The sequence below is a fragment of the Providencia sp. PROV209 genome (assembly GCF_028479485.1).
In the GTDB taxonomy this organism is placed as follows: domain Bacteria; phylum Pseudomonadota; class Gammaproteobacteria; order Enterobacterales; family Enterobacteriaceae; genus Providencia; species Providencia alcalifaciens.
Window position 1 is genome coordinate 14,877 of record NZ_JAMPNR010000026.1, and the last position, 24,405, is coordinate 39,281.

A 24,405-nucleotide genomic window follows, 5' to 3' on the forward strand; every position below is an offset into this window, starting at 1 on the left:
CTATGGATAGCAATCCTTGTTATTGCTTTAAATCACAGAAACGTCGACTTTTCAGCCGTATCGCATTTTTACTGTTGACTCTCTTGCCTGACTTCGCTAATTTTCGCGCTATATAAATATAAGTATAACGATACTAATTATGGCAATGAATAGACGACATTTTCTCCAATCCTGCGCGGTCCTCACGGCATTCTATAGTTTACCTGCATTTAGCCGTAGCCCTGTCGCAGAGGCATTATTTGGTCATTTACCTTCCCATGAAAATATTCAAAAAGTGATCACGGCGGGACCGCCCGCAGATTTACTGATGTTTGCCCTTGCCCCTGAAAAAATGGTGGGTTTCGCCTCGATTTCGCTAAAAAAAGGCAATAGCGATTTGTTTGCTCCCCAATGGATGAACTTACCCGTTTATGGACGCCTTGCTGGGCGGGGTAGCACATTGTCCCTTGAGCAGTTATTGGCTTTTCATCCTAATTTGATCCTCGATACAGGCAATCTGGATGATACTTACCGTTCTCAAGCAGAAAAAGTCGCCAAACAAACGGGGATCCCTTATCTACTGATGGATGGCAAGCTTCTTGATGCGCCACAACAACTGCGCCAACTCGGTCGCCTATTGAATGTAAATCAACAGGCTGAAAAACTGAGTATGATCGCAGAACGCTATCTTAGCAATGCGCAACAATTTGCACTGACCCAACAACAAAACCCCCGCAGTTTTTACCTCGCAAGAGGTGCGAAAGGATTACAAACAGGTACAAAGGGCTCGATTCATACCGAAGCGATTGAAATGTTGGGTTTTCGTAATGTCGTGGATATCGAAGGATTCTACGGTTTAACCGATGTTTCCATGGAACAACTGTACCAATGGGAGCCTGACATTATCATTACCCAATATGATGAAGCCGTTGAACTCCTTACTCATTCCCCTCTGTGGGCAGGGCTCAGTGCCATAAAATCAAACAACCTATTGGTATTCACTGGCATGCCATTTGGTTGGTTAGACGGACCACCGGGCATCAATCGTTTACTGGGTATGAGACGCTTACAGAGCCACTTCGACAATGCCGTTGAAGAAACCATGGCTCACGACCTCAGGCAATTTTTTGAGCTGTTTTATCATTCATCATTAACCTCACCACAGGTTGATTTGCTGATGGAAATGTCATGACTACGGGCTGGCTGAACACGAAAACTAAGCCTTTGCTGCTGCTGGTCATTTTACTGCTCTGTGCGTTGATAGCATTAACCAATGGTAAATACTCACTAACCTTGGAAGAACTGTATCGCCTATTCATTCAATCACCGGTGGATAACCCACGCAGTAGCACTGTATTTTGGCAAATTCGATTTCCTCGTGTCTTCGCAGCAATCATTATTGGTGGAGGACTTGCGATTGCAGGCGCAGCATATCAAGGCATGTTTCGTAACCCACTCGTGTCTCCTGATATTCTAGGGGTCTCAGCGGGTGCCGGTGTTGGCGCGGTTTTGGGAATTTTTTTAGGGCAATCCCTCGTTTCTATTCAGCTGTTCGCTTTCATAGGTGGGCTCATCACGGTAGCCGTGGTGTATCTGATTGCCCGTCTAGCGCGCCAGCATGACCCTATCTTGTCTCTGGTACTGGTTGGCGTCGCGATCAGCGCTATGTGTGGCTCAGCGATTTCATTAATGAAAATTTTAGCTGATCCCTACACTCAACTCCCGTCTATTACATTCTGGTTATTAGGTGGGTTATCCTCCATTACTCAACAAGATTTATGGTCCGTGCTTCCTGTCATGATGGTGGGTTTTATTCCCTTATTGATGCTGCGCTGGCGTATGAATTTGCTCAGTTTGTCCGACGAAGAAGCCAAAAGTTTAGGGGTCAACGTCACCTTAAATCGAACCATTTTAATTATCAGCGCAACACTGATCACGGCCAGTACCGTGTCAATTGCAGGGATTATTGGATGGGTAGGACTAATAGTGCCTCATATTACTCGAATGATAGTGGGTGCTAACTTTCGCTATCAACTTCCTGCGGCAATGGCGATCGGAGCGATATTACTCCTCATCACCGATACCCTCGCACGAACGATAGCAGCCATTGAGCTACCTTTGGGTATTTTAACCTCGGCGGTAGGCGCGCCATTTTTCTTAGCCATTTTGCTGCAAACAAGGCGAGTAAAATGAGTATGTTAACCCTAAATAATGTCGCGATTGGTTATCATCGCCAAGCCATCATCGAAGGTATCAATCTGCATTTACCTGAAGGGGAAATGACCTGCCTGCTTGGGGCGAATGGTTGTGGTAAAACCACCCTAATAAAAACATTATTAGGGCTGCTTCCTGCGATTCATGGAGATGTTCACTTACAAGGCAAATCTATCAGCCTGTTAAAACCACGGGATATAGCGAAAGTGATTGCTTACGTACCACAAGCACACGATACGCCATTTACATTTTCTGTTGTCGATATGGTCATGATGGGGCTTACACCGCATTTGTCCTTATTCTCAGTCCCGAGCGAGAAAGAGCAAACCGATGCTCTCGAGCAATTACAAAAATTGGGTATCGCCCACCTTGCCACTCGCTTGTACAGCACGCTCAGTGGCGGAGAAAAACAGCTCGTGCTCATTGCCAGAGCCTTAATCCAAAAACCGCAGTTATTGATTATGGATGAACCCGCCGCTAGTCTCGATTTTGGTAACCAAATCCGCTTGTTACAGCATGTCCAAGGGTTGAAGCAGCATGGCATCACCGTATTGATGTCCACCCACCATCCCCAGCATGCGGCTGCCATTGCCGACCATGTCATTTTGTTAGATAAGCACCATCAAGCGCGGCAAGGCTCTACTCAAAGTATGTTAACGCTCACTAACTTGGCAGAACTCTATAATATTGATGCGCCGAGCATTACGGCTCATTTTCAGCTTCCACACAATTTTACTTGTTAAGGTCAGGGATTATGCTTATTCACCAACTCGATTTTGCACAGATGTACCAGCAGCACATGCAACAGGCTCAACGTTCACGTAAAGAACCTGAACATTGGGATAAAAAAGCCCAACAAATGGCACAAAACTGTGCCAACCCGAATGATCCATACTTAATTCGCTTTCGCCAATTAATGGATTTTACGGGCGCCAATACATTGCTGGATGTCGGGTGTGGACCGGGTTCCATTAGCCTATATCTCGCAAACCAATTTCAATCCGTTACAGGTATCGATTACAGTTCCGGCATGCTAGAGATGGCGAATATCCGAGCCAAAGAAATGAACATCACCAATGCCCAATTTAAACCACTAGCATGGGAGGATAGCTGGGACGAATTACCAAAAGCCGATATCTCCGTCGCATCCCGTTCTACCCTTGTAGATGATTTAAAAGCGGCGCTCTTAAAGCTGAATCGCCAGACTAACTTACGCGTCTATACCACTCATACCGTAAACCCAACCTTTATAGATGAAAAAATTATCCGTGAAATTGGGCGTGAGGTTGTTAGCCTGCCAACGTATATCTATGCGGTCAATATCCTTCATCAAATGGGAATTCATGCTCGTGTCGACTTTATTAACAGTCATAACGCTGGCGGATTTGACAGCGCAGAAGCATTCATTGATAGCATAAACTGGTCACTCAAAGATCTCACTGCCGAAGAAAAAGAAAAACTGCACGCCTATTACAATAAACAAACCGCAGAGGGCAAAACACTGCCATTCCCATCCCGAAGCTGGGCAATGGTGTCATGGGATGTCGTGGATGAAGCGGACCTCACATTATGATCTATATACCTGATGCCCTTATTGACCAGCTGCTCCTCGATGATATTCAGTACGGGGATTTAACCAGCCGTGCTCTCGGACTTGATCATCAGCAAGGTTCCATGACATTCACCTCCAAATTAGGAGGCTGTATCAGTGGATTGGCTATCGCTCAACGCATGCTAAGTAAATTAGGCATTACCAGCGAATGTCACTGTCGTGATGGAGATATCGTGAAGCCACAAAGCTGCGTAATAAGCGCCTCAGGCTCAGTAGAGGCATTGCATCAAGGCTGGAAAGCTGTACAGAATGTGTTGGAATGGTGTGGCGGTGTCAGTCACTACACCTACCAGATGGTTACCCTATTAAAAAAATATCAGCCCAATGGGCAACTGGCTTGCACGCGGAAAACTATTCCCAATACGAAGCCACTCGCTCTGACGGCCATTCTTGCTGGTGGCGGGATCATCCATCGTGCAGGAAGCGCTGAAACTGTTTTACTGTTCACCAACCATCGCAATTGCTTAGCTGATCCTCATGATTGGCAAGCTCATATTCATACACTGCGAACCGCTGCACCTGAAAAACAGATTATCGTCGAAGCCGATGACTATGACCAAGCCTTACTCGCCATTGATGCCAAAGCCGATATTGTGCAGCTTGATAAGCTACCGGTAGAACAGATACAGCAATTACAGCGCAAAGTGGTTGATACCCAATCCCATAGCCGCTTATCCATTGCCGGAGGCGTTAACCTACAAACTATCGAGCGTTTTGCCCAAACAGGTGTCCCTTTATTAGTCACCTCAGCGCCCTACTACGCAAACCCGAGAGATATCAAAGTACAGATATTTAAATCTTAAACGTACTGAATAACAGACTTAAAACCTTGTCCTGCGGTTAGCCGCGGGATGCTGTTTTATGGCAAATGCGACGCCTATCGCTATATATATTTATATATATCGAAATTCATCGCAATAAAAACTAACTGGAAACCAATAATGAAAATAAAACAAATTACCTATTTAATAGGAATGGCATTATTCGCAGCACACGGGCAAGCAGCAGTAAACAACACCGAAAGTGCACCTAAAAAATCGCAAACTGAAACCAGCCATGACGTTATGTCAGTGTGGAGTACCCCACTTGCCGCAGATGCTAATGTGATCACTGAATCACAAATGAAGCAGCTTAATAAAACTAACGTCGCACAAGCACTCAGTACGCTCCCTGGTGTAGCCATTCAAAAATCCGGTAACCGTAATGAAACCCAAGTGAATGTACGCGGTTTTGACAGCCGCCAAGTCCCCGTTTTCTTCGATGGTATTCCAACCTATGTGCCTTATGATGGTACGCTCGATCTTGGGCGCTTTATGACCAGCGAACTCGCCAGTGTAGAACTCTCTACTGGCTATACATCCCTACTGCAAGGTCCTAACTTAATGGGCGGCGCAATCAACTTAACGACCGCAACTCCGAAAAAGCCGTTTGAAGCTAACTTAAGCTTTAATCAAGGTTTTGCTCGAGGTGCGGACAATGCTCATAACGTCAGTGCTCGTCTTGGTGCTCGTAATGACTTAGGCTTTATTCAAGTTAGTGGTAGTCAATATAAGCAACGCTTTATGGGGTTACCAAGTTCTGATGATAATAACCCTTATGCCGGTACTCATGGGCGCCGTACTAACTCGGCTACTGATGATAAGCGTTTAATGCTGAAAATGGGTTGGACACCACGCGAAGCCGATGAGTATGTCGTCACTTACATTAAACAAGATGGCGACAAAAATAGCGCGCCAAATGCCAACTCAGATAAACAACAAATCTGGCAATGGCCAGCCTATGATAAAGAGAGCATCTACTTTAATGGCACCACACAGGTCACCGATAATATTGCACTACAAAGCCGTATTTACCACGACTCATTCAAAAATACACTGCACCAATATAAATCCGTAAAAGATTATCAAAAAGGCAATTACAACTATAGCCGCTATGATGACTACAGCAATGGTGCCGATTTACGCGCTGACTTTACTGTACGCGAATTAGATATGCTGTCATTTGCCGCTCACTGGAAAGAAGATGTTCACCGCTCTCGTAGCAATAAAACCAATCCTTTTGACCGTTATAAAGACCAAACTTGGTCAGTTTCTACCGAATATCAATGGGTTGCTACGGATAAGCTCGATATTATCGGTGGTATTGGTTATGACTGGCGTGATAGTGATGATGGTAAGCGCTACATCTACAACAAAAAAACAGGGGCAATGGAAGGTGTTCAGCACTATGACAATAATAACCAGCATGCCTTTAATTGGGAAATGATGGCGCGTTACCATCTCGAAAATGAAGATACCGTTCAGTTCTCCATATCAGAACGAAGTCGTTTCCCGACACAAAAAGAACGCTACACCGAAAACAAAATGAAGAATGACGATTCATTCCTCATTAACCCACATTTGGATGCAGAGCGCGCACTCACCTTTGATTTAACCTATAAAGGGCATTTCACTCCTGTGTGGAGCTACACGGCGAGTACCTACTATAACCACGTTTCGGATGCCATTATGGCGCACCATGTGGGCGAGAATAAAAAAGGCGGCACACTGCTGCAAAACCGTAACAGCGGTAAAGTGAATTATGTCGGCGCAGATATAGGCACTACTGGGCAAATTACGGATTGGATGGAGGCGGGCATAAACTACAGTTACATCCATGCTGATCCTCAGCATTACAGCGTCCGCCATGTGGCTGAATTGCCAACCCATAAAGCCTTTGCATGGGTAAAATTTACACCTTATCAACCAATGAGCATCACCATTACAGAAGAAGCTAGAAGCTGGGCATTCAACTATGTAGATAGTGAAGACAAAGTGCGCGGGTTTGCCAAAACAGATCTGCGCGTAGACTATGACTTAGGGCATGGGCTCTCAGTGAATAGCTCAATCAACAATCTGTTCGACAAATCCTATGAATATACCGATGGCTATATAGAGGAAGGTCGTAACTATTGGTTAGGAATTGAATACAAATACTAGTACTTAATTATATAAGGCAAGAATTTACTTTCTTGCCTTATAATCAAAAAAATAAATTGTTTTATTCATTAAACTAATTTATAAATAAAATTAAGCGAAATCACTTAGGATTATTCTTATAAATTACCCTGCCTAACTTTCTAAAAAATTTAGTTTTATCTGTCGATGTAACACAAAAAATGAATTTATTTATAATAATAATCTAGGATTATTGTTTAATTTAGTTAATAGCTCCATCTTCATATTCAAATCAATATTTTTGCTAATTTATTGCAAAAAAGCTCATCACCGAATACTTGAAGTTATTCAAATCCCTATTTAGACTATACTCATAATTAAATTAATAAAATCTATAAATCCCCAATATAAATTTCACTTAAATTACATTAAGCTAATAATTAATGAGTGGCTTAGCTATTGAATTATTTGAATTTCAGAGAGCTGATGGTAACTATGATTGAAAAACATGATTATACAATCGATAACAAATTTATTTTTGAGCAAAGAACAAGCCGTATTTTTCTAAAAGATGATCCAGATCAACATATTGAATTATCTAAACCCGCTGCTCGTTTATTTGGTGAAATCCTTTTATTAAATCTAAAAAAAGGAATTGCAACTCGTGATGAACTTCTTACAAATGTTTGGGAAGAATATGGTCTTGTTGGCTCTAATAATAATTTAAATACTTATATCAGTGAAATCAGAAAAAAGCTTGAGCTGGTTGGTATTGATCCAAAAATAATTGTAACAGTTCCCAAAAAAGGATTTAGAATTGATAGCCACCTTTCCAGTATTGCAATGGATAATGACAATAAGCTAATTGTATCTAATGAAATTATCACCTCTGATAATTATCAGATTACAGAAATGCTCACTACACCATCTAAGAAATTATTAGCCCATCAACCCGATGAAGCTATAGATATTCCTATTTCTGATAATATTCATGGAACAATGTCATTTCAAACTCCATTCAGTAATATTACTAATGATTTAAATATAAAACCTATTGATTCTTTAGAAGAGAATACTGTAAAAAACAGTCATAAAAAGAAAAAAATATTATTTTTTATGATATTACCACTAGTAGTGATATCATTATTTTATTTATTTATCAATAAGTTAACCAACCAAGGAGCAGTTAAAAATAGTTATACAACTTTCGGAGTTCGAGATAGCTGTGTATTTCAATCACCTATAAACCTGAATGAACAAGCTATTAAAACTAATCTAGAGTTTATTAATAAAAAGCTAGATAAATATAATATCTCTTGTGATGAGCCCAAAAGAATTATTGTTCTATCTGACGTAAATGCATCTTATTCATTTGATAAGAATGCAGCAATAAGTATCTGCAAAGAAAAAAATAATCATTTTGACTGTGTTTCTATTAACGATCAGAGAATTTAAATGAAAAAGTATCTTATTACTGCGGCTTTAGCTGCAGTTATTGCCCCTATCTCATATTTAACATTCGAAAAAGAGAAAGAAGATATAAAACTTTGCCATTCTGAAATAGTATGGATAAAAGAAAATAGTACTCCTGAAGGTATTATTCTCAAATCTAAAATGTCTCTACAGATTTCAGACAATCATAATGGGAGAATGAATTTTTATGGTTATATAAAAAATCAAGAAACTATTTATCGACTAGATCGTGCTGTTTATTTCTCTTATACCCCTGTAGATAAAAAGGGTAATTATGCAGTGATAATGAATTCCTCATCTGTTACAAATTCTGATAACACCCCTAATGACGTATTTTCTAATTTTATACAATTAGAAAAAGATAAAATAAAATATTATGTAAATGTTAATAAAATGGAAGATAATATTTATATTTTAAAAGATGAAGCTTATTCCGCTTTTACTTGCTCTGCAGAGTAAGAATAGAATTAGACAATCAAAATACCTAATAAGTATTATATTGAATAACCACTATTTCTAATAAATAAAAAATAGAATAAAAAAAGCCTACCAACAATTACGTTTAAGTAGGCAAAACCGTCAACATGGGAAAATGACGAATACAAAATTCTTGTTTCTTTACATCATGGAATAGTCATAACCAGAGTCAACACACCACTAAAATTCCCTGGTGCAACCGTACCATTTGTTTTCAACACTGATTCCACAGTTACAAGTTCATTCGTGTTTGCTCTTGCATTGATAATAGTACCAAACCATGCAGGCTGATCGTTCAATGTCACTCGCGACATTAATTCGCCATTCGAACGTAAAGGCACATATTCCTGCAACATATTTGAAGACACTTTTACTCGCATGTTTTGGTTGCAAACAATAGAGAAGAACCCGCGTTGAGTATTCCCATTCAGATCACCTGCATTTAACGATCCATGGTCTAATTCGAGCCGGTTATTGGCAACATAGTTGAAATAACATTTACCTGCTGGTGGCGGTGCAATGCCACAAATTCCACCGGGTAACATTTTTGCTGAGCTACTGGTGCGGTTTGTGTCTAAAAAGATCCCAACACACTCATCTGCGGTAATAGAACCTGAGTGACGGGTTTCTCCTTTTTTAGGAAAACTCAGACCACATTGGTTTTGCGCAGCATCGATAATCGATGCCATCGTCGGGTAAGTCGCAAAATTTATAGCGCATTCCCAGTCCTTACGAGACCCAGCCCCCCCAATATTCGGTGCTTTATGTAGATGGTTAATCGTAAAATAACAATTTCGAGAACCTGCGGAGCCTAAAACAGCAACACACGGATTTGGTTCCGTAGGAGAATTCGCTTTCCAATAATCAAATTGGTAATAATAAGTGTGGCTACTACCTGAATTAACAATATCTTCAACATACGAAAAATAAGTCGATCCATAGCCAAGCGAACTTATAAAAAGCAACGGTATTAATAATAACCTTTGAATTCGTTTTCCCATTTCAGCTCTCTTTATATATTTAATAAAACCAAAATAAATCAAAGCAATACACTTTGATAATAAAATTATTCGTATTCAAATATAAATGTTGCAGTGGCGGAGATTTTACCCACCTTCACTTGCTTATTATTCACAACATCAGATGTTGCTTTAATAAATGAATTAAACTGTAATTCATTTTTCCCCGCTTTACTGATTGGCATTAGCGATGAAAATTGGTTAATTTTCATCGGAGTGCCATCCGATAGCTCGATAAAAATCCCTAAGCCTGGATTTAAATCACTGCCTGTCAACGCGAGAGAACCGGGTAACTGTAAGTTTTCAGTTCCTGAAAATTTCACTTTCATTTTTTGTGCAATCGTCAGATCACAATCAGACAGTACTAACGTGAATTGCTCATTGGGAAATTGAAATCCAGGCTCGTAGATGTCCAAAAGTCGGATATCCCCATAGTCGACTTCAACCTTTGAATTTTCAGGTAAGACTACGCAAGGAGAATTCACTAACGTCCCTTTAATTTTCATATTATTCTGTGCAGCCTGCACAGGATACGTTCCCATCGCAACAAGGTTTCCCAGTAAGACAAATAAAATTCCAAAACGTATTTTTTTATTCATTATTGGTACTCCACAAGCAAGGTTCCGTTTGCAATAAAGTCACCTGTTTTGAGTTCCTTATTGCCATCTCGGACCAATACCGCCCAAAGTACACCAGGGTTACTTGGGTTGATTAAATATTTTTTACCTAAATCTAATGTTTGATCGCCCAGCTGAAACTTAACAGCAAGGTTAGGAATTCCTGCATTTAATCCATTGATATCAAATGTACTTTTGGCGCCATTCAACATTAAATACATGGCCCAGTTATTCTTATTTTCTTCACATTGAATTTGGTAATTTACTTGCCTTTTTTGAGCATTACCTTGAATAGACTTAATGGAGACGTTACCAAAATCCACTTCAATATCTTTGCCGTTATCAATATGGCACGGTGGAGGGGTAACTAAATTACCTTTAATCAGAATGTCTGTTTCATTGTCTTTCGCCACTGAAGAGAAAGGGAAGATGATAAACAGTAAAAACATCCCAATGAGCTTATAAATGTCCCGCATGTTTATCACCCTTATTGATATTCGACTTTGAGTGTTGCGTTGGCGGTAAAGGCTTTCGCTGGGAGATCTGCACCACTTTTCTTCACTAATACCGCAAATAATTTAGTGGGTGATGCAAAATTAACCGTGCGCTTACTTTTTAATGGGAAATCACTGGTATCCGCTTTAAAAAGTACTCCAAGATTATCAACACTCGTTTTAAGCGCCCGTTGGTCAAACACCGCGGGCACGCCGTCAATATACATATTCAATTTTGGCTGAACACCGTCTTTGCAAGTAATCGTGTAGTCCATTGGCTGCTTATACACTTCACCTTCAACACGCGTAGTCATGACATCGCCAAAATCGACTTCTATGGCTTGTCCATTATTAATCTGGCAGGGCTTGGATAAGACGACACCTTTAATTTCCACATACAGGTAACCTGAGAATCCAAAGGTACCTGACGTATAAAGAGTCGATGATATCAATAATACCTTGGCTAAATTTTTAATAGACATCATAGCGGCAGACCTTATTTTCTAGGTACGACAGAACACTCAACCGCGCTGCAGTTAAATTTCAAGTCAATCGTACCGCCAAAATCGTTGAGATAAACTAAGGTTGGTGATGCCCCGATATCTCCTGTGTTTTTGCCTAAACCAGCTTCACCACGCGGTGGAACCATAATTGGCTCAAAATTACTAACGTCCGTATTGCCTTTTTTCAATTGAGTTATGGATAAGAAATAAGGGCTTGGATTTTTAACGATATATCCACTACCCTGCTTGACCAGTTTGATATCATTTTCCTGAGGAATTGAATCCATTCTTTCTTTAGTTGCAATTGCAGCAGGACGATAGAACAATTTAATTTTTGTCTGTAATGCAATTTGTAATACGTTGGCTTTTTCGCTACGAGGTGGAATTTCTCTCACGTTCAGGTAATAAACACTTTCCTGATCTTTAGGTAATTTAGCGATAGCCGGAACCGATTGAATTTTGATTTGGCTTTTTGTATCCGCTTCAAGTCGCTGCACTGGCGGAGTCACAATAAACGGTGAATTGACTTTTTCATCTTTATCGTTTTCTATCCATGCTTGTGCCAAATATGGGCTGGTTTTATGTTCATTACTTAAACCTACGCTCACCGACTTATCGCCCTCGTTATAAATGACACGAGTTCTATCAATTGCAATTGCCGCATAGGCTGACTGAGCGAGTAATGAGGCACTTAACACTGCTACCGCATTACGTTTATTTAATAAATTCATATTTTCACCGTTGACGTTAAAAATTTATTTATAATTATTTACATGGTAATAAAACATTATGTTCCATGTTGTTATCTAATTTTTCAGGCAATTGAATATGACATGAAGCATCATCACCCCATACCACATCAAGAGACTCTGATGGATTAACACCCGCTAAATAAACAAAACCTTTATCAGAAATAATTCCCACTTCTATTTTTTTCGCATTTTTGACTGAAGCCCCAAACGGTGGGTAGCCCCCATCAGCTAAGCTGATAATTCCCATTACTTTTTGCCCCGTAATGACATTAAACTTACGATATCCAATCGCACCTTCAGTCAACGTTGCATATTGTGTCGATTGCAATGCTTCGGCATTATCTGGCACATTTTTCAGATCGATATTTAAGTTATTACGGTTATAGTCCATCACACTCGTGATCACCGCTTTACCGTAGCGGTTAGTCCCGACGGGTGTAACACCATTTAAGATGGGTACATCCGCGACACCATTAGTATCGACTAATATTCTTGATCCGCCTTTAATTGAATTATTACGGTGTAATGCCCCGCCTTCGCCTGTCATGGTCATTCCGCCTTTTAACTGCATCGAGACGGTTGTTTGATTATCTTGAATATAAGTTCCGCTGAGGTTTAATTGGCTTCTATCACCATCATAACTATAGGTACCAGCTGTCGTTAACTTGTCTTTATCCCAGTTACCCGCAGAAACCGAGTAAGAAGAGCGATTATCAATTCGACTATAGTAGTTAACGTTATTGGTATTATTACCCCCTGCATACGAGCCGGAATAGCTAATACTTGATTCATTTTTATCCAATGGGATCATCAGATTTAAATAAATACCGTCATCATCGCTATCGCGTGATTTCGTTTTATATGCCGTCACACTCAGGCTGACATTTTTAATTTTGCCAATATCAAAATAGTTCGATAGCGTAAAGTTGTACTGGTTTGTAGACGCTCTATTCCAATAAGTTTGGTGTGAATAGTTCAAATACATATTCGCGTTGTAATCAGGGAATGCGGTACCAAAAATAATGGTATAAAGCTCTTTACCGCTATCGACCTTATCCCCTTTATAACGACGGTCAACAAATTGACTCATCGACATATAGTTTCTTTCAGAGAATCGATAACCCGCGAAGGTAATCTGACTATTAATTTCGTCGAATTGTTTTGAATACGTCAGGTTATAGGAATTCCCCGTCAACGTTTCATTGTCATCCAATCGACCCATTTGCGCGTGTGAAATATTGATGTTTCCAGATAACACACCAAATGGCGCAAAGTCACGTCCCAAACCAAATGCGACGTTTTGATATTCGGATGATGCCAACAAACCGCCATAAACAGTGGTGTTATTCGTCGCCCCCCAAGACAGCGACCCCATACTGAATGCAGGGCCTTGAGTGTTATGGTCATCTTTCGTTGGTTTACCCATCACAAATTGGTAAATCAACTGTCCCGGACGAGTTAACGTACCCAGTCGAGAAGTTTCAACACGGTAATTTGTTGTCGTGCCATCTTGTTCTTGGATAGACACGTCCAGTGTACCGCCACCGAATGAGTTCACATCTTGAATACGGAATGGACCAGGACTGACTTCTGTTTGATAAATAATACGACCATCCTGTTTAACTATGACTGTCGCATTCGTTTTTGCAACACCAGAAATTTCAGGAGCATAGCCTTGTAAACGAGGTGGTAGCATAGCTTCATTGGTTTCGAGAGTTACACCAATAAAACGAATACTATCAAACAGATTTGATGTTAAATATTGTTCACCTAATGTCAGGCGAGCACTCATCGAGCGAATGGCTCTATACGCATATAACTGGTTCCAAGACCATGATTTACTGCCTTTATTCAGCTCACCATTTTGTGTCTGCCAGTCAGCACGCAAACGCCATGCTCCGATGTTTGCCCCCATAGTCCCCGTGGCCGTCAGACCTGATTTCGTTCCTTTATCGCCGGTTTGTTTATTAACAACGCGTCCTGTCGCGTTATAGTCAATAAATGCGCCCATAATCCCGTCATCCCAACGTGATGGTGGGTCCCAATCAGGGTCTGAATACTCCATGTAGGCCTGAGGAATATTGAACTCTACAACGTTCTTCGCCAAATCCCCTTGAATTGTCATATCGGGAACAGAACGAATATCCAAACATTTTCCATCATCTAGCCATTTGACTTGGCTATCCCATTCCTTTTTTAATCCCAATAGCGCATAAATTTCAGGGGTAACACATGCCAATGAAATTTTATCGTCGTAATTAGGATTAAAAAATGTGATAGGTTGTTCCATAGAAACTTTAGCGCGGTTGACTTCAATCGCTAAAGAGTAGTCTCCAGGTGGGACATAATTGGCGTGAGAAAATTTACTGAAATCGACGTTTTCTTTACCGTCAGAATCAATGAAGTCGGTGTTAAAATCAACGGCTTCTTCAGAGAGTGCAACCATTGGCGTTAACATTAAAAGCATTAATTTTGTAATTAGATTTAGTTTCATGCTTTTCATTAACTGCGCACCTATAAAAACAAAGACAATGAAAATAGTTTGAAAAATATGGCGTATGACTACGCCATATTTATTCTCTATAGAAACTTACTGTTATTGGTAAACAATTTTGAAGTTAGCGACAGTGTCAAAACGACCTGTTGTTGCTTTCTTAGTTGGGTCTTCGTTACCTTTAACGTATGCAGCGAAGTGCAGAGTAGTTTCTGAACCGTCACCATTGTTTAACGCATAACCGTCACCAGTACCTGGGAATGCTTTACCAAATTCAACAACTTTGTCAGCACCGTTAGTGATTACGATACCTGCGTTTTGAACTTTACCGCCTAAGCCCAGTAAGTCACCAGTGAAGCCTTGGAAACCGTTTACTGTTGAACCAGTAAAGGTGATTTTTGCGTTTTTATAAGTTTCAGTTGAGCAGTTTTTCAGAACGATATCGAACGTTTTGCTATCTGAACGGAATTGGTTTGAAGTCAGTTCGTGCAATGCGATTTCGCCGAATTCAACTAATTGCTTCAGGTTGTCAGCGTCGATTGAACATGGAACATCATTGATGAAACCAGTAAAACGAATTTCACCTTGTGAACTTTCTACTGGGTCAGCAGCTAAAGCAGCACCAGAAACGCCAACACCTAAACCTAAAGCTAGAGTTAATGCTAATTTATTCAGTTTCATAAAAGTTTTCCTTTGAATGAGTAGGAACTGCTATTTCTCTTTCCTGTTTCTACGATGCAGAATTAAGTTTCTTTACTTAAGTAGTGCGCCCTTGAAGATTCCTCTAGCTTTCCTACTTGATGAATTTCATTCAGGTTAGAGATTTTTTTATATAAACAAGATCCATCTCATCTATGTGATTTAAAAAACAGAAATCATTGAGCCAACATTCTCACTTCCAAATTAATTATTGATTCATTCATTAATTAATTAAAATTGATATAGAACACTAAATGAATTCTGATGACTACCTTGTGATATTTTCTGATGTCAATTCTACATATGTGATATATGTTGTCAAAAAACACCCAAATAGAGAGTTCGCTTGGTTTTTTATATCGAAAAATCGACATAAACAAGCTTTAAGCATTAAATGAGTAATCAAACTTGAAGAAATAATAAATTACTTAGAAAGATTTATATGAAGACTTCATTTTGTATTTATAAAAATTTAAAAATATTGCAAAAACCCTATAATTATAAAAATCTATATTTATATTTATTTACAAACCAATATCCCAATAAAAGGAAAATTTATTAGATTTAACACCCAAAAATAGTCATTTTTACACAAGTAATTGCTATATAAAAAACAGACGTTAAGATAAGTTTTAATTAAAATATGCATCAAGCAGTAACCATAAATTTCAATATTTGTTTTTATTTGGTTAAATAAATCGTCAATTTATTAACCAAAATGTAGCAATTAGAGTTTTATTTAAAATAAAAAATCTGACCATTTAAATAAGGTATCTGTTATTTATTAACCATACGTTTATTAAAGTTAAAACTCTGTATTAATTGTAGGGAAAATTGTTTATTCCATAAACATCATTTCAAACGCAACAGGAGCCGAAGTTATGATAAACTAAACAGTAATAAACATTTGAAGCGCTATTTAGGTGGGGCCAGACAAGATGACAATAATCAGTGAAGATATGCTGCTTACGACGGCCGAACGTATTTGCCAGTCTCGAGGTGTTCGTTTAACTCCACAAAGAGAAACGGTTTTACGACTAATTGCACAGCAACATGGGGCGATTAGTGCCTACGACCTTCTTGATTTGCTGCGTGAAATAGAACCTCAAGCTAAACCCCCTACTGTTTACCGCGGCTTAGAGTTCCTAATGGAACAAGGGTTTATCCATAAAATTGAATCCACAAACAGTTATGTGGTCTGCCACCATGTGGATAATCCAAGCCATATCTCAGTGATGTTGATTTGTGATAATTGTGGGAATGTGACGGAAAGTGATTGTACAACCATAGAAAAGGCAATTAGTACACTTGCTGAAGAAAATCATTTTCATCTCAGGCATACCGTTGTAGAAAACCATGGTTTATGCCAAAAATGCGTTGAAATCACCAGTTGCCAAGATCATGAACATTGCGATCATGACCATCAGCCCCCATCTAATCCAAAGAAAAAACCGTAAAAAACCTATCAGCAAAGGTTAATAAGATTAACGTCTCGCGCCATAGCTATAATAGATAACAACCTAATGGCAGAGGCAATAGATAGATAGAGTGAAGTGAAGTGAAGTGAAGTGAATAAGAGTTATATGGCTATATAAAAAGAAAAGCCTATATAAACGGAAGAACAATATAAAGAAAAAACACCCGATAAAAAGAGATATTGAGTCTGCTACCAGACTCAATCACTCATCATCAATGCCAGTCACTATTACGGATAACCCCAACAGCTAACCCTTCAATAGTAAAATTCTGTTCGCGTAAATCAACAACGATTGGCGCAAACTCAGGGTTTTCAGCAATCAACTCAACGCGATTGCCTTGTTGTTTAAAGCGCTTAACGGTGACTTCATCCTCGATACGAGCCACAACTATTTGTCCATTATGGACATTCTGAGTTTTATGCACCGCGAGTAAATCACCATCCATGATGCCGATATCCTTCATCGACATACCATTCACACGCAATAAAAAATCCGCATGAGGTTTAAATAACTCTGGGTCAACTTGGTAGTGACTTTCAATATGTTCTTGTGCAAGCAATGGTTCGCCGGCGGCGACACGCCCAATCAGAGGAAGCCCTAAATCTTCGGTTTCTTCTTCTAACAACAGACGAATGCCTCTGGAAGCTCCAGAAACAATTTCAATAACCCCTTTACGAGCTAAGGCTTTTAAATGTTCTTCTGCCGCATTAGGCGAACGAAATCCCAAACTTGCTGCTATTTCAGCGCGTGTTGGTGGCATGCCCGTCTGCGAAATGTGGTCACGCACCAGATCGTAAACTTGCTGCTGTCGAGCTGTCAGTGCTTTCATCCCGTTCCCCTGTTTGTTTATACAGTCAAACTGTGAGTATATACAGGTAAATGGGGATTGGGAACTGTTAAATTAGCCAAAATCTGTAATTTATTGCTGAATTCTTTGCTTTTTCTCTCTTTTGTTATTTTTAGACTATTAAAGTGCGAAATAACGTTCCCAGAGAACGGTAGCCCAAATAAATAACGCCAATCCAATGGTGACAAAGACCGCGGCGGAGCCAATATCTTTTGCTCGGCCCGATAATTCATGATATTCCGTGCCAACACGGTCAACAACGGCTTCAATAGCGCTGTTTATTAACTCGACGATCGCGACTAAAACCACTGAACCGATCAGTAAAATTCTATCAATTTGGCTAATGTCCAAGTAAAAAGCTATAATTATCGCAATGATAGCAGCAACCGCTTCCTGCCTAAATGCGGCTTCATTCACCCATGCTGCTTTTAAACCCTTAAGGGAGTACCCAGCTGCTTTGATAACTCGCGTGAGTCCCTTAGTTTGACTTGCCATATTTTTTCCTTAATTTTTAAACAATAATCAACTTTTGCAGTCAAAGTGAATTATCGATAACAGATCTAAACACTGCTTTCTGATATGATTGCGCAGCATTACTAACAAGAGGCTATAATCGTTTATGTCACTATGGCGTAAAATATATTACAACACGTTGAATTTACCACTGAAATTATTGGTAAAAAGTAAACTAATTCCAACGGACCCGATAACAGAGTTGCAGCTTGATCCAAACAAGCCAACGCTGTACGTTTTGCCATATCACTCAAAGTCCGACCTTCTCACGCTTCGCCAACAATGCTTAGCGATTGGTTTACCTGATCCTCTCGTGGATAACGACATCAATGGCACCCAGCTCCCTGCCTATGTGTTCATTGATGATGGTCCGCGTGTATTCCGTTACTACTCTCCAGATCCACGTAAAGAGTCAGTCAAAATATTCCATGCGTATCTTGATTTGCATAAAAATAATCCAAATCTAGATATTCAAATGCTGCCAGCATCGGTCATGTTCGGGCGAGCGCCTGGACGCGAAGGCCATAAGCCTGCACCCCTGAAATTACTAAACGGTGTGCAAAAATTCTTCGCCGTCCTTTGGTTAGGGCGCGATAGCTTTGTGCGTTTTTCACCCAGCATTTCACTGGGTCAAATGGCGCAAGAGCATGGTACCGACACAATTATTGCCAATAAACTCGCTCGTGTGGCGCGTATTCATTACTCTCGCCAACGTTTGGCGGCTGTCGGTCCAAAACTGCCTGCACGCTATGAGCTTTTTAATAAATTGCTTTCTTCTAAAGCGATTGAAAAAGCCGTCGAAGATGAAGCTCGCAGCAAAAAAATTCCATTACAAAAAGCCCAGCAAAATGCCGTGGCGATGATGGAAGAGATCGCCGCTAACTTCTCATATGAAGCAGTACGACTCACTGACCGAGTTTTAGGTTGGACATGGAACCGCTTGTATCAAGGGATTAACGTTCAGCATGCTGAACGTGTTCGTCAATTGGCTCAAGATGGTCATGAAATTGTCTATGTGCCGTCCCATCGTAGCCACATGGACTACTTGCTGCTTTCATATGTTCTCTATCATCAAGGGCTGGTACCACCGCACATTGCAGCTGGTATTAACCTCAATTTCTGGCCAGCAGGTCCCATTTTCCGCCGTTTAGGGGCATTCTTTATTCGTCGTACGTTTAAAGGCAATAAACTCTATTCTACCGTATTCCGCGAATACCTCAGTGAGCTCTTTGCTCGCGGCTATTCGATTGAGTACTTTGTGGAAGGTGGACGCTCACGTACAGGTCGCTTGCTGGAACCTAAAACCGGTACCTTGTCGATGACCTTGCAGGCCATGTTACGTGGAGACTCTCGCCCTATCACTATCGTCCCTATCTATATTGGATACGAGCATGTGATGGAAGTGGGAACTTACGCGAAAGAATTACGTGGTGCGGAAAAAGAGAAAGAAGGCTTCTTCTCGATGGTACGTGGTTTACGTAAGTTACGTAATTTAGGTCAGGGCTATGTGAATTTTGGTCAGCCAATTTCGCTCACCCAATACTTAAATAATCGCGTACCTAATTGGCGTGAATCCATTGACCCTATTGAGCCTCAGCGCCCAACTTGGTTGAACCCAACGGTCAGTAGTCTGGCTGATAACATTATGGTGAATATCAATAATGCGGCAGCCGCTAACGCGATTAACTTATGTTCAACAGCACTGTTAGCGTCGCGTCAACGTTCACTGACCCGCGAACAACTGATTGAGCAAATCGAATGCTATCTGCAACTACTGCGTAATGTACCTTATACCGCAGATGCAACGACGCCGAACAAAACGGCAGAAGAGCTTCTCGAACACGCATTGCAGATGAATAAGTTTGAAGTCGAAAAAGATAGCATGGGGGATATCATTATCCTGCCTCGCGAAAATGCCGTCTTAATGACTTACTACCGTAACAATATCCATCATTTACTGGTTCTGCCATCACTGATAGCCAGCATGGTGCTACACCATGAACGTATTAGTCGTGAAGAAATCCACCAGCAAGTTGGGCTGATTTACCCATTCCTGAAAGCTGAACTCTTTATGCGTTATGACACTAACGCACTCGTCAGCACTGTGGATACATTGATTGATGAGCTGAACAGCCAAAAGTTGATCTGCCTGAAAGACGATAATATGGTGGTATTAAATCCTCGCCGTATTCGTCCTTTACAGCTGCTGGCAGCAGGTGTTCGTGAAACACTGCAACGTTATGCCATCACGCTATCATTACTCAATGCAAGCCCAGAAGTCAGCCGCAATACATTGGAAAAAGAAAGCCGCATGCTCGCGCAGCGTCTGTCTGTTCTACACGGTATTAATGCCCCTGAATTCTTTGATAAGGCCGTGTTCTCGACATTGGTCGATACACTCAAAGATGAAGGGTACATCGATAATAACGAGAACGATATTTTCTCTACCAATGCGAAAAAACTGTATGCAGTGCTTGCCCGCTTAATGTCACCGGAAATCCGTTTGACCATTGAAAGCGTGAGCCAAACTGAAGAGCTTTCAGCACCGAAACCGGCACCAATAAGCACACCGGAAACGACCGAATCAAGCTCAGAAGTACCGAAAGAGTAATCTCACAAATCAGCGAGACGCACCAACAAAAAAGGGTAATGCATTTGCATTACCCTTTTTTTATCCATTTCACTGATTAGAAATAGCTGACAACCATACCGAAAAACAGAATTAAACCGACATAGTTATTATTCATAAACGCTTTAAAGCAGGGAGCTCGTTCACGGTTTATCATCAATTGCTGCTGATAAACAAACAACGCAGCGGCAAGCACCAATGAACCATAATAGACAAGACCTAAGTTGGCTAAGACACCTATCACAACCAGTAGTCCTATCATCACAACCTGCAACAGCCCAATGATACGTTTGTCATATTGACCAAATAAAATGGCTGTCGACTTCACACCAATTTTTAAATCGTCATTACGGTCAACCATGGCATATTGTGTGTCATAAATCACTGACCAGATAATGTTGACCAAAAACAGTAACCAACACACTAAAGGTAAAGACTCACTAACTGCGGAGAACCCCATTGGAATTGACCAGCCAAATGCAGCACCCAAGACCACTTGAGGTAAATGACTTACGCGTTTCACAAACGGGTAAATCCACGCTAACGCTAACCCCGCGACCGATAACCAAATGGTCATGGTATTTAAGGTCAAAACCAACAAGAAGGAGAGTCCCACCAACACAGCGAATAAAATTTTCGCTTCTTTTTCAGTGACATCGCCGCTCGGTAATGGGCGATGCTTGGTTCTTTCCACATGTCCATCAAAATGACGATCAGCAAAATCGTTGATAACACAGCCTGCGGCACGCATAAAAAATACACCCGCCGTAAAGACAATCAGGATATGCAAACTTGGCGAGCCTTGGGCCGCAATCCACAGCGCCCAATAGGTTGGCCACAGCAATAAGAGTGAACCAATAGGTCTATCAATACGCATTAAACGGCTGTATGCATGCCATTTACTTAGCGCCATACTTCCCTCCACGTTGTCGTGCTCCTTTATGCTTCTATTTTACCCATAAACGTCATTTGAATTATGTTAGATAGTTATCTATATGCAGGTGATTCAGGTAAAAATATTTCGGTTAATAATAATGGTTTTTGGGACAGTCTAAGTAAGGAACGGCGAACCCAGCGGTCAGCACTGGTGCCCATTTCAATATAATCTCGGGTTAGGTGTTCATGACTAAAGAGATAGCGCCCTAATGGGACTCGCCCAAGCTCGACTAATTTTTTGTCATTATCGGTGAGCGTCTCTTCTGGGATCAGCGTTCTGCCAATCAACCAAGGGATATTATCCCCATACATAATCACTTCCCGTAGCCAATAACGCTCACTAATTGGTAAGCATTTTTGTTCGTCGGTGGTGAGCATATCCAGTGAGATATAGCGTTCTAAATAAGGTATCACCGTCACTTTCTGACAATGCTGCTCAAACCGTTTGGTCATCGACCTTTGCTCTTGCAACCAACCTAATACATTTTCAGGAACACTCTCTTCGCCTTCTACGAACCAGCTTATAGGATGAGAGGTAAAAATCGTTTCATGCATTCAATCAAATTCCACCATAGAAATTATGGTTATCCCCTGATTGCTACTCTAGCGTGTTAAAGCCACAACCAGCATCGTTCATCTAAATTATTGGGCGATAGAATAGCACGTTGTGATAGTGCAAGGTTAAAGATAGATAACAATTTATATAAAAAGTCACTAATTCAACACAAATTGTGAAAATTTTGTAAAAAATATTTGATTTATAATGAGTTAGCTCAGATACCATATTTTATTAGGATACTAATAGCCTGCCAATTACAGGCTATTAGTCGCTTAAAAAAACGTCATTAACGCCAGTTTTTATAGCAATTAATCAAGCCATTCGTTGAGCTGTCATGGCTGGCAACAGCCTGACTATTTTCCAACTCTGGTAGAATTCGGCTCGCCAGTTGCTTACCTAATTCCACACCCCATTGGTCAAAGGTGAAAATATTCAAAATTGCGCCTTGGGTGAAAATTTTATGCTCATACATCGCAATCAGCGCACCTAATGAGTACGGGGTAATCTCTTTCAGCAAAATAGAGTTAGTTGGGCGGTTACCTTCAAATACTTTGTAAGGTGCAACATACTCCATCTCTGCTACCGTTTTACCTTGTGCTGCAAATTCCGCATCAACCACTTCGCGGGTTTTACCGAATGCTAACGCTTCAGTTTGTGCAAAGAAATTAGAAAGCAGTTTATCGTGATGATCGCCTAATGGGTTGTGAGTCACCGCTGGTGCAATAAAATCACATGGGATCATTTTAGTTCCTTGGTGGATCAGCTGGTAGAATGCGTGCTGACCATTAGTCCCTGGCTCACCCCAAATAATCGGACCCGTTTGGTAGGATACGGCATGACCATTTCGGTCGATGTATTTCCCATTCGACTCCATATTGCCTTGTTGGAAATAAGCAGCGAAACGATGCATGTATTGATCGTATGGAAGAATCGCTTCAGTTTCTGAACCAAAAAAGTTGTTATACCAGATGCCGATCAGCGCTAACAATACGGGGATATTACTTTCTAGAGGGGTTTGCGTGAAGTGTTTATCCATCGCATGAGCGCCGCTCAATAATTGAACGAAATTATCATATCCCACGGATAAAACAATTGATAAACCAATCGCTGACCACAGAGAGTAACGACCACCAACCCAATCCCAAAATTCGAACATGTTATTGGTATCAATACCAAATTTTGCAACTTGTTCACTGTTGGTTGATAACGCAACAAAATGCTTCGCAATATGCTTTTCATCTTTAGCGAACGTCAATAACCACTCACGAGCAGAGTGCGCATTGGTCATGGTTTCTTGAGTCGTAAAGGTTTTGGATGCGATGAGGAAGAGCGTCGTTTCTGGATTGAGATCTTTCAGCGTTTCCGCAATTTGAGTGCCATCGACGTTAGAAACAAAATGCATATTCAAATGGTTTTTATAAGGACGTAGCGCCTCAGTCACCATGAATGGACCCAGATCTGAGCCACCAATACCAATGTTCACAACATCCGTAATTGCTTTACCAGTGTACCCTTTCCACTCACCACTAATAATACGCGCACTGAACTGTTGCATCTTTTCCAGTACGGCATTCACGTCTGGCATAACATCTTTGCCATCCACCAGCACCGGTGTATTGTCGCGATTACGCAATGCCGTGTGCAGTACCGCACGGTCTTCGGTGCGGTTGATTTTTTCACCACTAAACATACTTTTGATAGCATCTTCCAGTTGCGTCTCTTTGGCTAATGCCAAAAGTTTGTCTAATGTGTCTTGCGTAATACGGTTTTTGGAGAAATCCACTAAGATTTGATCATCAAAAGTGGCAGAAAACTTCGTAAAGCGCTGTGCATCTTGTGCAAATAAGTCACGCATATGCACATTTTTCATTTCTGCATAATGCTGCTCTAGCGCTCGCCATGCCGCCGTTTGGCTTGGATTGATACTTTTCATGGATAACACTCCCAAAACAATTTCAAATAAAAATAGATTGTAACTCGCAGAGAAGACGAAGCTTATCGGTTTTCTGCGTTCTCATAATTTGCTGTCATTAAGTCTATTCTCCCAAACCTAACACCAACTGTCATCTCATACCCGAAAAGGTATTGAGAAAACCGATAATCTTTTATCCATCATTAGAATTACTGATTTACCTTGATTCATCATTGACGATACGTGCCAAAGTCGATAAATC

Annotated in this window: 22 protein-coding genes; 10 read left to right on the forward strand and 12 right to left on the reverse strand. The window is 40.6% G+C overall.

Going from position 1 to position 24,405, the window contains the following annotated elements:
* Window positions 1–139 precede the first annotated feature (139 nt).
* From PR795_RS17180 to PR795_RS17215, 8 genes are all read left to right on the forward strand, one after another.
* Window positions 140–1,171: an ABC transporter substrate-binding protein gene (locus PR795_RS17180; protein ID WP_181480531.1), complete on the forward strand. Its 1,032-nt coding sequence runs from the start codon at window positions 140–142 to the stop codon at window positions 1,169–1,171.
* On the forward strand, window positions 1,168–2,172 hold the full coding sequence (locus tag PR795_RS17185) for a FecCD family ABC transporter permease (RefSeq protein ID WP_006663370.1): 1,005 nt from the start codon (window positions 1,168–1,170) through the stop codon (window positions 2,170–2,172). The genes PR795_RS17180 and PR795_RS17185 overlap by 4 nt, the downstream gene beginning before the upstream one ends.
* Window positions 2,169–2,936: an ABC transporter ATP-binding protein gene (locus tag PR795_RS17190; protein WP_036974441.1), complete on the forward strand. Its 768-nt coding sequence runs from the start codon at window positions 2,169–2,171 to the stop codon at window positions 2,934–2,936. Before PR795_RS17185 ends, PR795_RS17190 begins: the two co-directional genes overlap by 4 nt.
* Before the next feature lie 11 nt (window positions 2,937–2,947).
* Complete coding sequence (locus PR795_RS17195) at window positions 2,948–3,766, forward strand: class I SAM-dependent methyltransferase (RefSeq protein ID WP_036968451.1); 819 nt, start codon at window positions 2,948–2,950, stop codon at window positions 3,764–3,766.
* On the forward strand, window positions 3,763–4,608 hold the full coding sequence (modD, locus tag PR795_RS17200) for a ModD protein (protein ID WP_154600858.1): 846 nt from the start codon (window positions 3,763–3,765) through the stop codon (window positions 4,606–4,608). The genes PR795_RS17195 and modD overlap by 4 nt, the downstream gene beginning before the upstream one ends.
* A 138-nt stretch (window positions 4,609–4,746) precedes the next feature.
* Window positions 4,747–6,783, forward strand: coding sequence for a TonB-dependent receptor plug domain-containing protein (locus PR795_RS17205; RefSeq protein WP_181480528.1), 2,037 nt, complete (start codon window positions 4,747–4,749; stop codon window positions 6,781–6,783).
* Window positions 6,784–7,236: 453 nt separating this feature from the next.
* Window positions 7,237–8,196: a winged helix-turn-helix domain-containing protein gene (locus tag PR795_RS17210; RefSeq protein ID WP_224050753.1), complete on the forward strand. Its 960-nt coding sequence runs from the start codon at window positions 7,237–7,239 to the stop codon at window positions 8,194–8,196.
* Window positions 8,197–8,673 (forward strand): FidL-like protein, encoded by a 477-nt coding sequence (locus PR795_RS17215; RefSeq protein WP_006663376.1) that lies wholly within the window; start codon window positions 8,197–8,199, stop codon window positions 8,671–8,673.
* A 164-nt stretch (window positions 8,674–8,837) separates the two neighbouring features.
* On the opposite strand, the gene PR795_RS17220 is transcribed toward PR795_RS17215, so the two are convergent.
* The 7 genes from PR795_RS17220 to PR795_RS17250 form a co-directional block, all read right to left on the reverse strand.
* Complete coding sequence (locus tag PR795_RS17220) at window positions 8,838–9,692, reverse strand: MrpH family fimbial adhesin (protein WP_006663377.1); 855 nt, start codon at window positions 9,690–9,692, stop codon at window positions 8,838–8,840.
* Between the two features lie 65 nt (window positions 9,693–9,757).
* Window positions 9,758–10,309: a fimbrial protein gene (locus PR795_RS17225; RefSeq protein WP_006658570.1), complete on the reverse strand. Its 552-nt coding sequence runs from the start codon at window positions 10,307–10,309 to the stop codon at window positions 9,758–9,760.
* Window positions 10,309–10,803 (reverse strand): fimbrial protein, encoded by a 495-nt coding sequence (locus tag PR795_RS17230; RefSeq protein WP_006658571.1) that lies wholly within the window; start codon window positions 10,801–10,803, stop codon window positions 10,309–10,311. Before PR795_RS17230 ends, PR795_RS17225 begins: the two co-directional genes overlap by 1 nt.
* A gap of 11 nt (window positions 10,804–10,814) precedes the next feature.
* A complete protein-coding gene (locus PR795_RS17235) occupies window positions 10,815–11,306 on the reverse strand; it encodes a fimbrial protein (protein ID WP_006658572.1) in 492 nt (163 codons plus the stop codon).
* 11 nt (window positions 11,307–11,317) lie between these two features.
* Entirely contained in the window at window positions 11,318–12,055 is a 738-nt protein-coding gene (locus PR795_RS17240) for a fimbria/pilus periplasmic chaperone (protein ID WP_006663378.1), read from the reverse strand.
* Window positions 12,056–12,089: 34 nt separating this feature from the next.
* Window positions 12,090–14,579, reverse strand: a complete 2,490-nt coding sequence (locus PR795_RS17245; RefSeq protein WP_272516971.1) for a fimbria/pilus outer membrane usher protein — start codon at window positions 14,577–14,579, stop codon at window positions 12,090–12,092.
* Between the two features lie 93 nt (window positions 14,580–14,672).
* Complete coding sequence (locus PR795_RS17250) at window positions 14,673–15,251, reverse strand: fimbrial protein (protein ID WP_006658575.1); 579 nt, start codon at window positions 15,249–15,251, stop codon at window positions 14,673–14,675.
* Window positions 15,252–16,207: 956 nt separating this feature from the next.
* Between PR795_RS17250 and zur the strand changes: the two genes are divergently transcribed.
* Complete coding sequence (gene zur, locus PR795_RS17255) at window positions 16,208–16,726, forward strand: zinc uptake transcriptional repressor Zur (protein ID WP_006663380.1); 519 nt, start codon at window positions 16,208–16,210, stop codon at window positions 16,724–16,726.
* 232 nt (window positions 16,727–16,958) lie between these two features.
* On the opposite strand, the gene lexA is transcribed toward zur, so the two are convergent.
* Both lexA and PR795_RS17265 read right to left on the reverse strand, forming a co-directional pair.
* Window positions 16,959–17,576 carry a transcriptional repressor LexA gene (gene lexA, locus PR795_RS17260; RefSeq protein ID WP_006658577.1) on the reverse strand — a complete coding sequence of 206 codons (618 nt, stop codon included), beginning with the start codon at window positions 17,574–17,576 and terminating at the stop codon, window positions 16,959–16,961.
* 138 nt (window positions 17,577–17,714) lie between these two features.
* A complete protein-coding gene (locus tag PR795_RS17265) occupies window positions 17,715–18,089 on the reverse strand; it encodes a diacylglycerol kinase (RefSeq protein ID WP_006658578.1) in 375 nt (124 codons plus the stop codon).
* A 124-nt stretch (window positions 18,090–18,213) separates the two neighbouring features.
* Here PR795_RS17265 and plsB point away from each other — a divergent pair, with 124 nt between their 5' ends.
* Window positions 18,214–20,718 carry a glycerol-3-phosphate 1-O-acyltransferase PlsB gene (gene plsB / locus PR795_RS17270; protein ID WP_006663382.1) on the forward strand — a complete coding sequence of 835 codons (2,505 nt, stop codon included), beginning with the start codon at window positions 18,214–18,216 and terminating at the stop codon, window positions 20,716–20,718.
* Between the two features lie 76 nt (window positions 20,719–20,794).
* Here the strand turns inward: plsB and ubiA are convergent, their stop codons facing one another.
* From ubiA to pgi, 3 genes are all read right to left on the reverse strand, one after another.
* Entirely contained in the window at window positions 20,795–21,649 is an 855-nt protein-coding gene (gene ubiA / locus PR795_RS17275) for a 4-hydroxybenzoate octaprenyltransferase (RefSeq protein WP_181480524.1), read from the reverse strand.
* Between the two features lie 74 nt (window positions 21,650–21,723).
* Window positions 21,724–22,227 (reverse strand): chorismate lyase, encoded by a 504-nt coding sequence (gene ubiC, locus PR795_RS17280; protein WP_006658581.1) that lies wholly within the window; start codon window positions 22,225–22,227, stop codon window positions 21,724–21,726.
* A gap of 290 nt (window positions 22,228–22,517) precedes the next feature.
* Complete coding sequence (gene pgi / locus PR795_RS17285; protein ID WP_006663384.1) at window positions 22,518–24,164, reverse strand: glucose-6-phosphate isomerase; 1,647 nt, start codon at window positions 24,162–24,164, stop codon at window positions 22,518–22,520.
* Window positions 24,165–24,405: the final 241 nt, after the last annotated feature.

Coding starts and splice junctions, on each gene's coding strand:
- PR795_RS17180 (WP_181480531.1), top strand. CDS start 140: ATGGCAATGAATAGACGACATTTTCTCCAATCCTGCGCGGTCCTCACG.
- PR795_RS17185 (WP_006663370.1), top strand. CDS start 1,168: ATGACTACGGGCTGGCTGAACACGAAAACTAAGCCTTTGCTGCTGCTG.
- PR795_RS17190 (WP_036974441.1), top strand. CDS start 2,169: ATGAGTATGTTAACCCTAAATAATGTCGCGATTGGTTATCATCGCCAA.
- PR795_RS17195 (WP_036968451.1), top strand. CDS start 2,948: ATGCTTATTCACCAACTCGATTTTGCACAGATGTACCAGCAGCACATG.
- modD (WP_154600858.1), top strand. CDS start 3,763: ATGATCTATATACCTGATGCCCTTATTGACCAGCTGCTCCTCGATGAT.
- PR795_RS17205 (WP_181480528.1), top strand. CDS start 4,747: ATGAAAATAAAACAAATTACCTATTTAATAGGAATGGCATTATTCGCA.
- PR795_RS17210 (WP_224050753.1), top strand. CDS start 7,237: ATGATTGAAAAACATGATTATACAATCGATAACAAATTTATTTTTGAG.
- PR795_RS17215 (WP_006663376.1), top strand. CDS start 8,197: ATGAAAAAGTATCTTATTACTGCGGCTTTAGCTGCAGTTATTGCCCCT.
- PR795_RS17220 (WP_006663377.1), bottom strand. CDS start 9,692: ATGGGAAAACGAATTCAAAGGTTATTATTAATACCGTTGCTTTTTATA.
- PR795_RS17225 (WP_006658570.1), bottom strand. CDS start 10,309: ATGAATAAAAAAATACGTTTTGGAATTTTATTTGTCTTACTGGGAAAC.
- PR795_RS17230 (WP_006658571.1), bottom strand. CDS start 10,803: ATGCGGGACATTTATAAGCTCATTGGGATGTTTTTACTGTTTATCATC.
- PR795_RS17235 (WP_006658572.1), bottom strand. CDS start 11,306: ATGATGTCTATTAAAAATTTAGCCAAGGTATTATTGATATCATCGACT.
- PR795_RS17240 (WP_006663378.1), bottom strand. CDS start 12,055: ATGAATTTATTAAATAAACGTAATGCGGTAGCAGTGTTAAGTGCCTCA.
- PR795_RS17245 (WP_272516971.1), bottom strand. CDS start 14,579: ATGAAAAGCATGAAACTAAATCTAATTACAAAATTAATGCTTTTAATG.
- PR795_RS17250 (WP_006658575.1), bottom strand. CDS start 15,251: ATGAAACTGAATAAATTAGCATTAACTCTAGCTTTAGGTTTAGGTGTT.
- zur (WP_006663380.1), top strand. CDS start 16,208: ATGACAATAATCAGTGAAGATATGCTGCTTACGACGGCCGAACGTATT.
- lexA (WP_006658577.1), bottom strand. CDS start 17,576: ATGAAAGCACTGACAGCTCGACAGCAGCAAGTTTACGATCTGGTGCGT.
- PR795_RS17265 (WP_006658578.1), bottom strand. CDS start 18,089: ATGGCAAGTCAAACTAAGGGACTCACGCGAGTTATCAAAGCAGCTGGG.
- plsB (WP_006663382.1), top strand. CDS start 18,214: ATGTCACTATGGCGTAAAATATATTACAACACGTTGAATTTACCACTG.
- ubiA (WP_181480524.1), bottom strand. CDS start 21,649: ATGGCGCTAAGTAAATGGCATGCATACAGCCGTTTAATGCGTATTGAT.
- ubiC (WP_006658581.1), bottom strand. CDS start 22,227: ATGCATGAAACGATTTTTACCTCTCATCCTATAAGCTGGTTCGTAGAA.
- pgi (WP_006663384.1), bottom strand. CDS start 24,164: ATGAAAAGTATCAATCCAAGCCAAACGGCGGCATGGCGAGCGCTAGAG.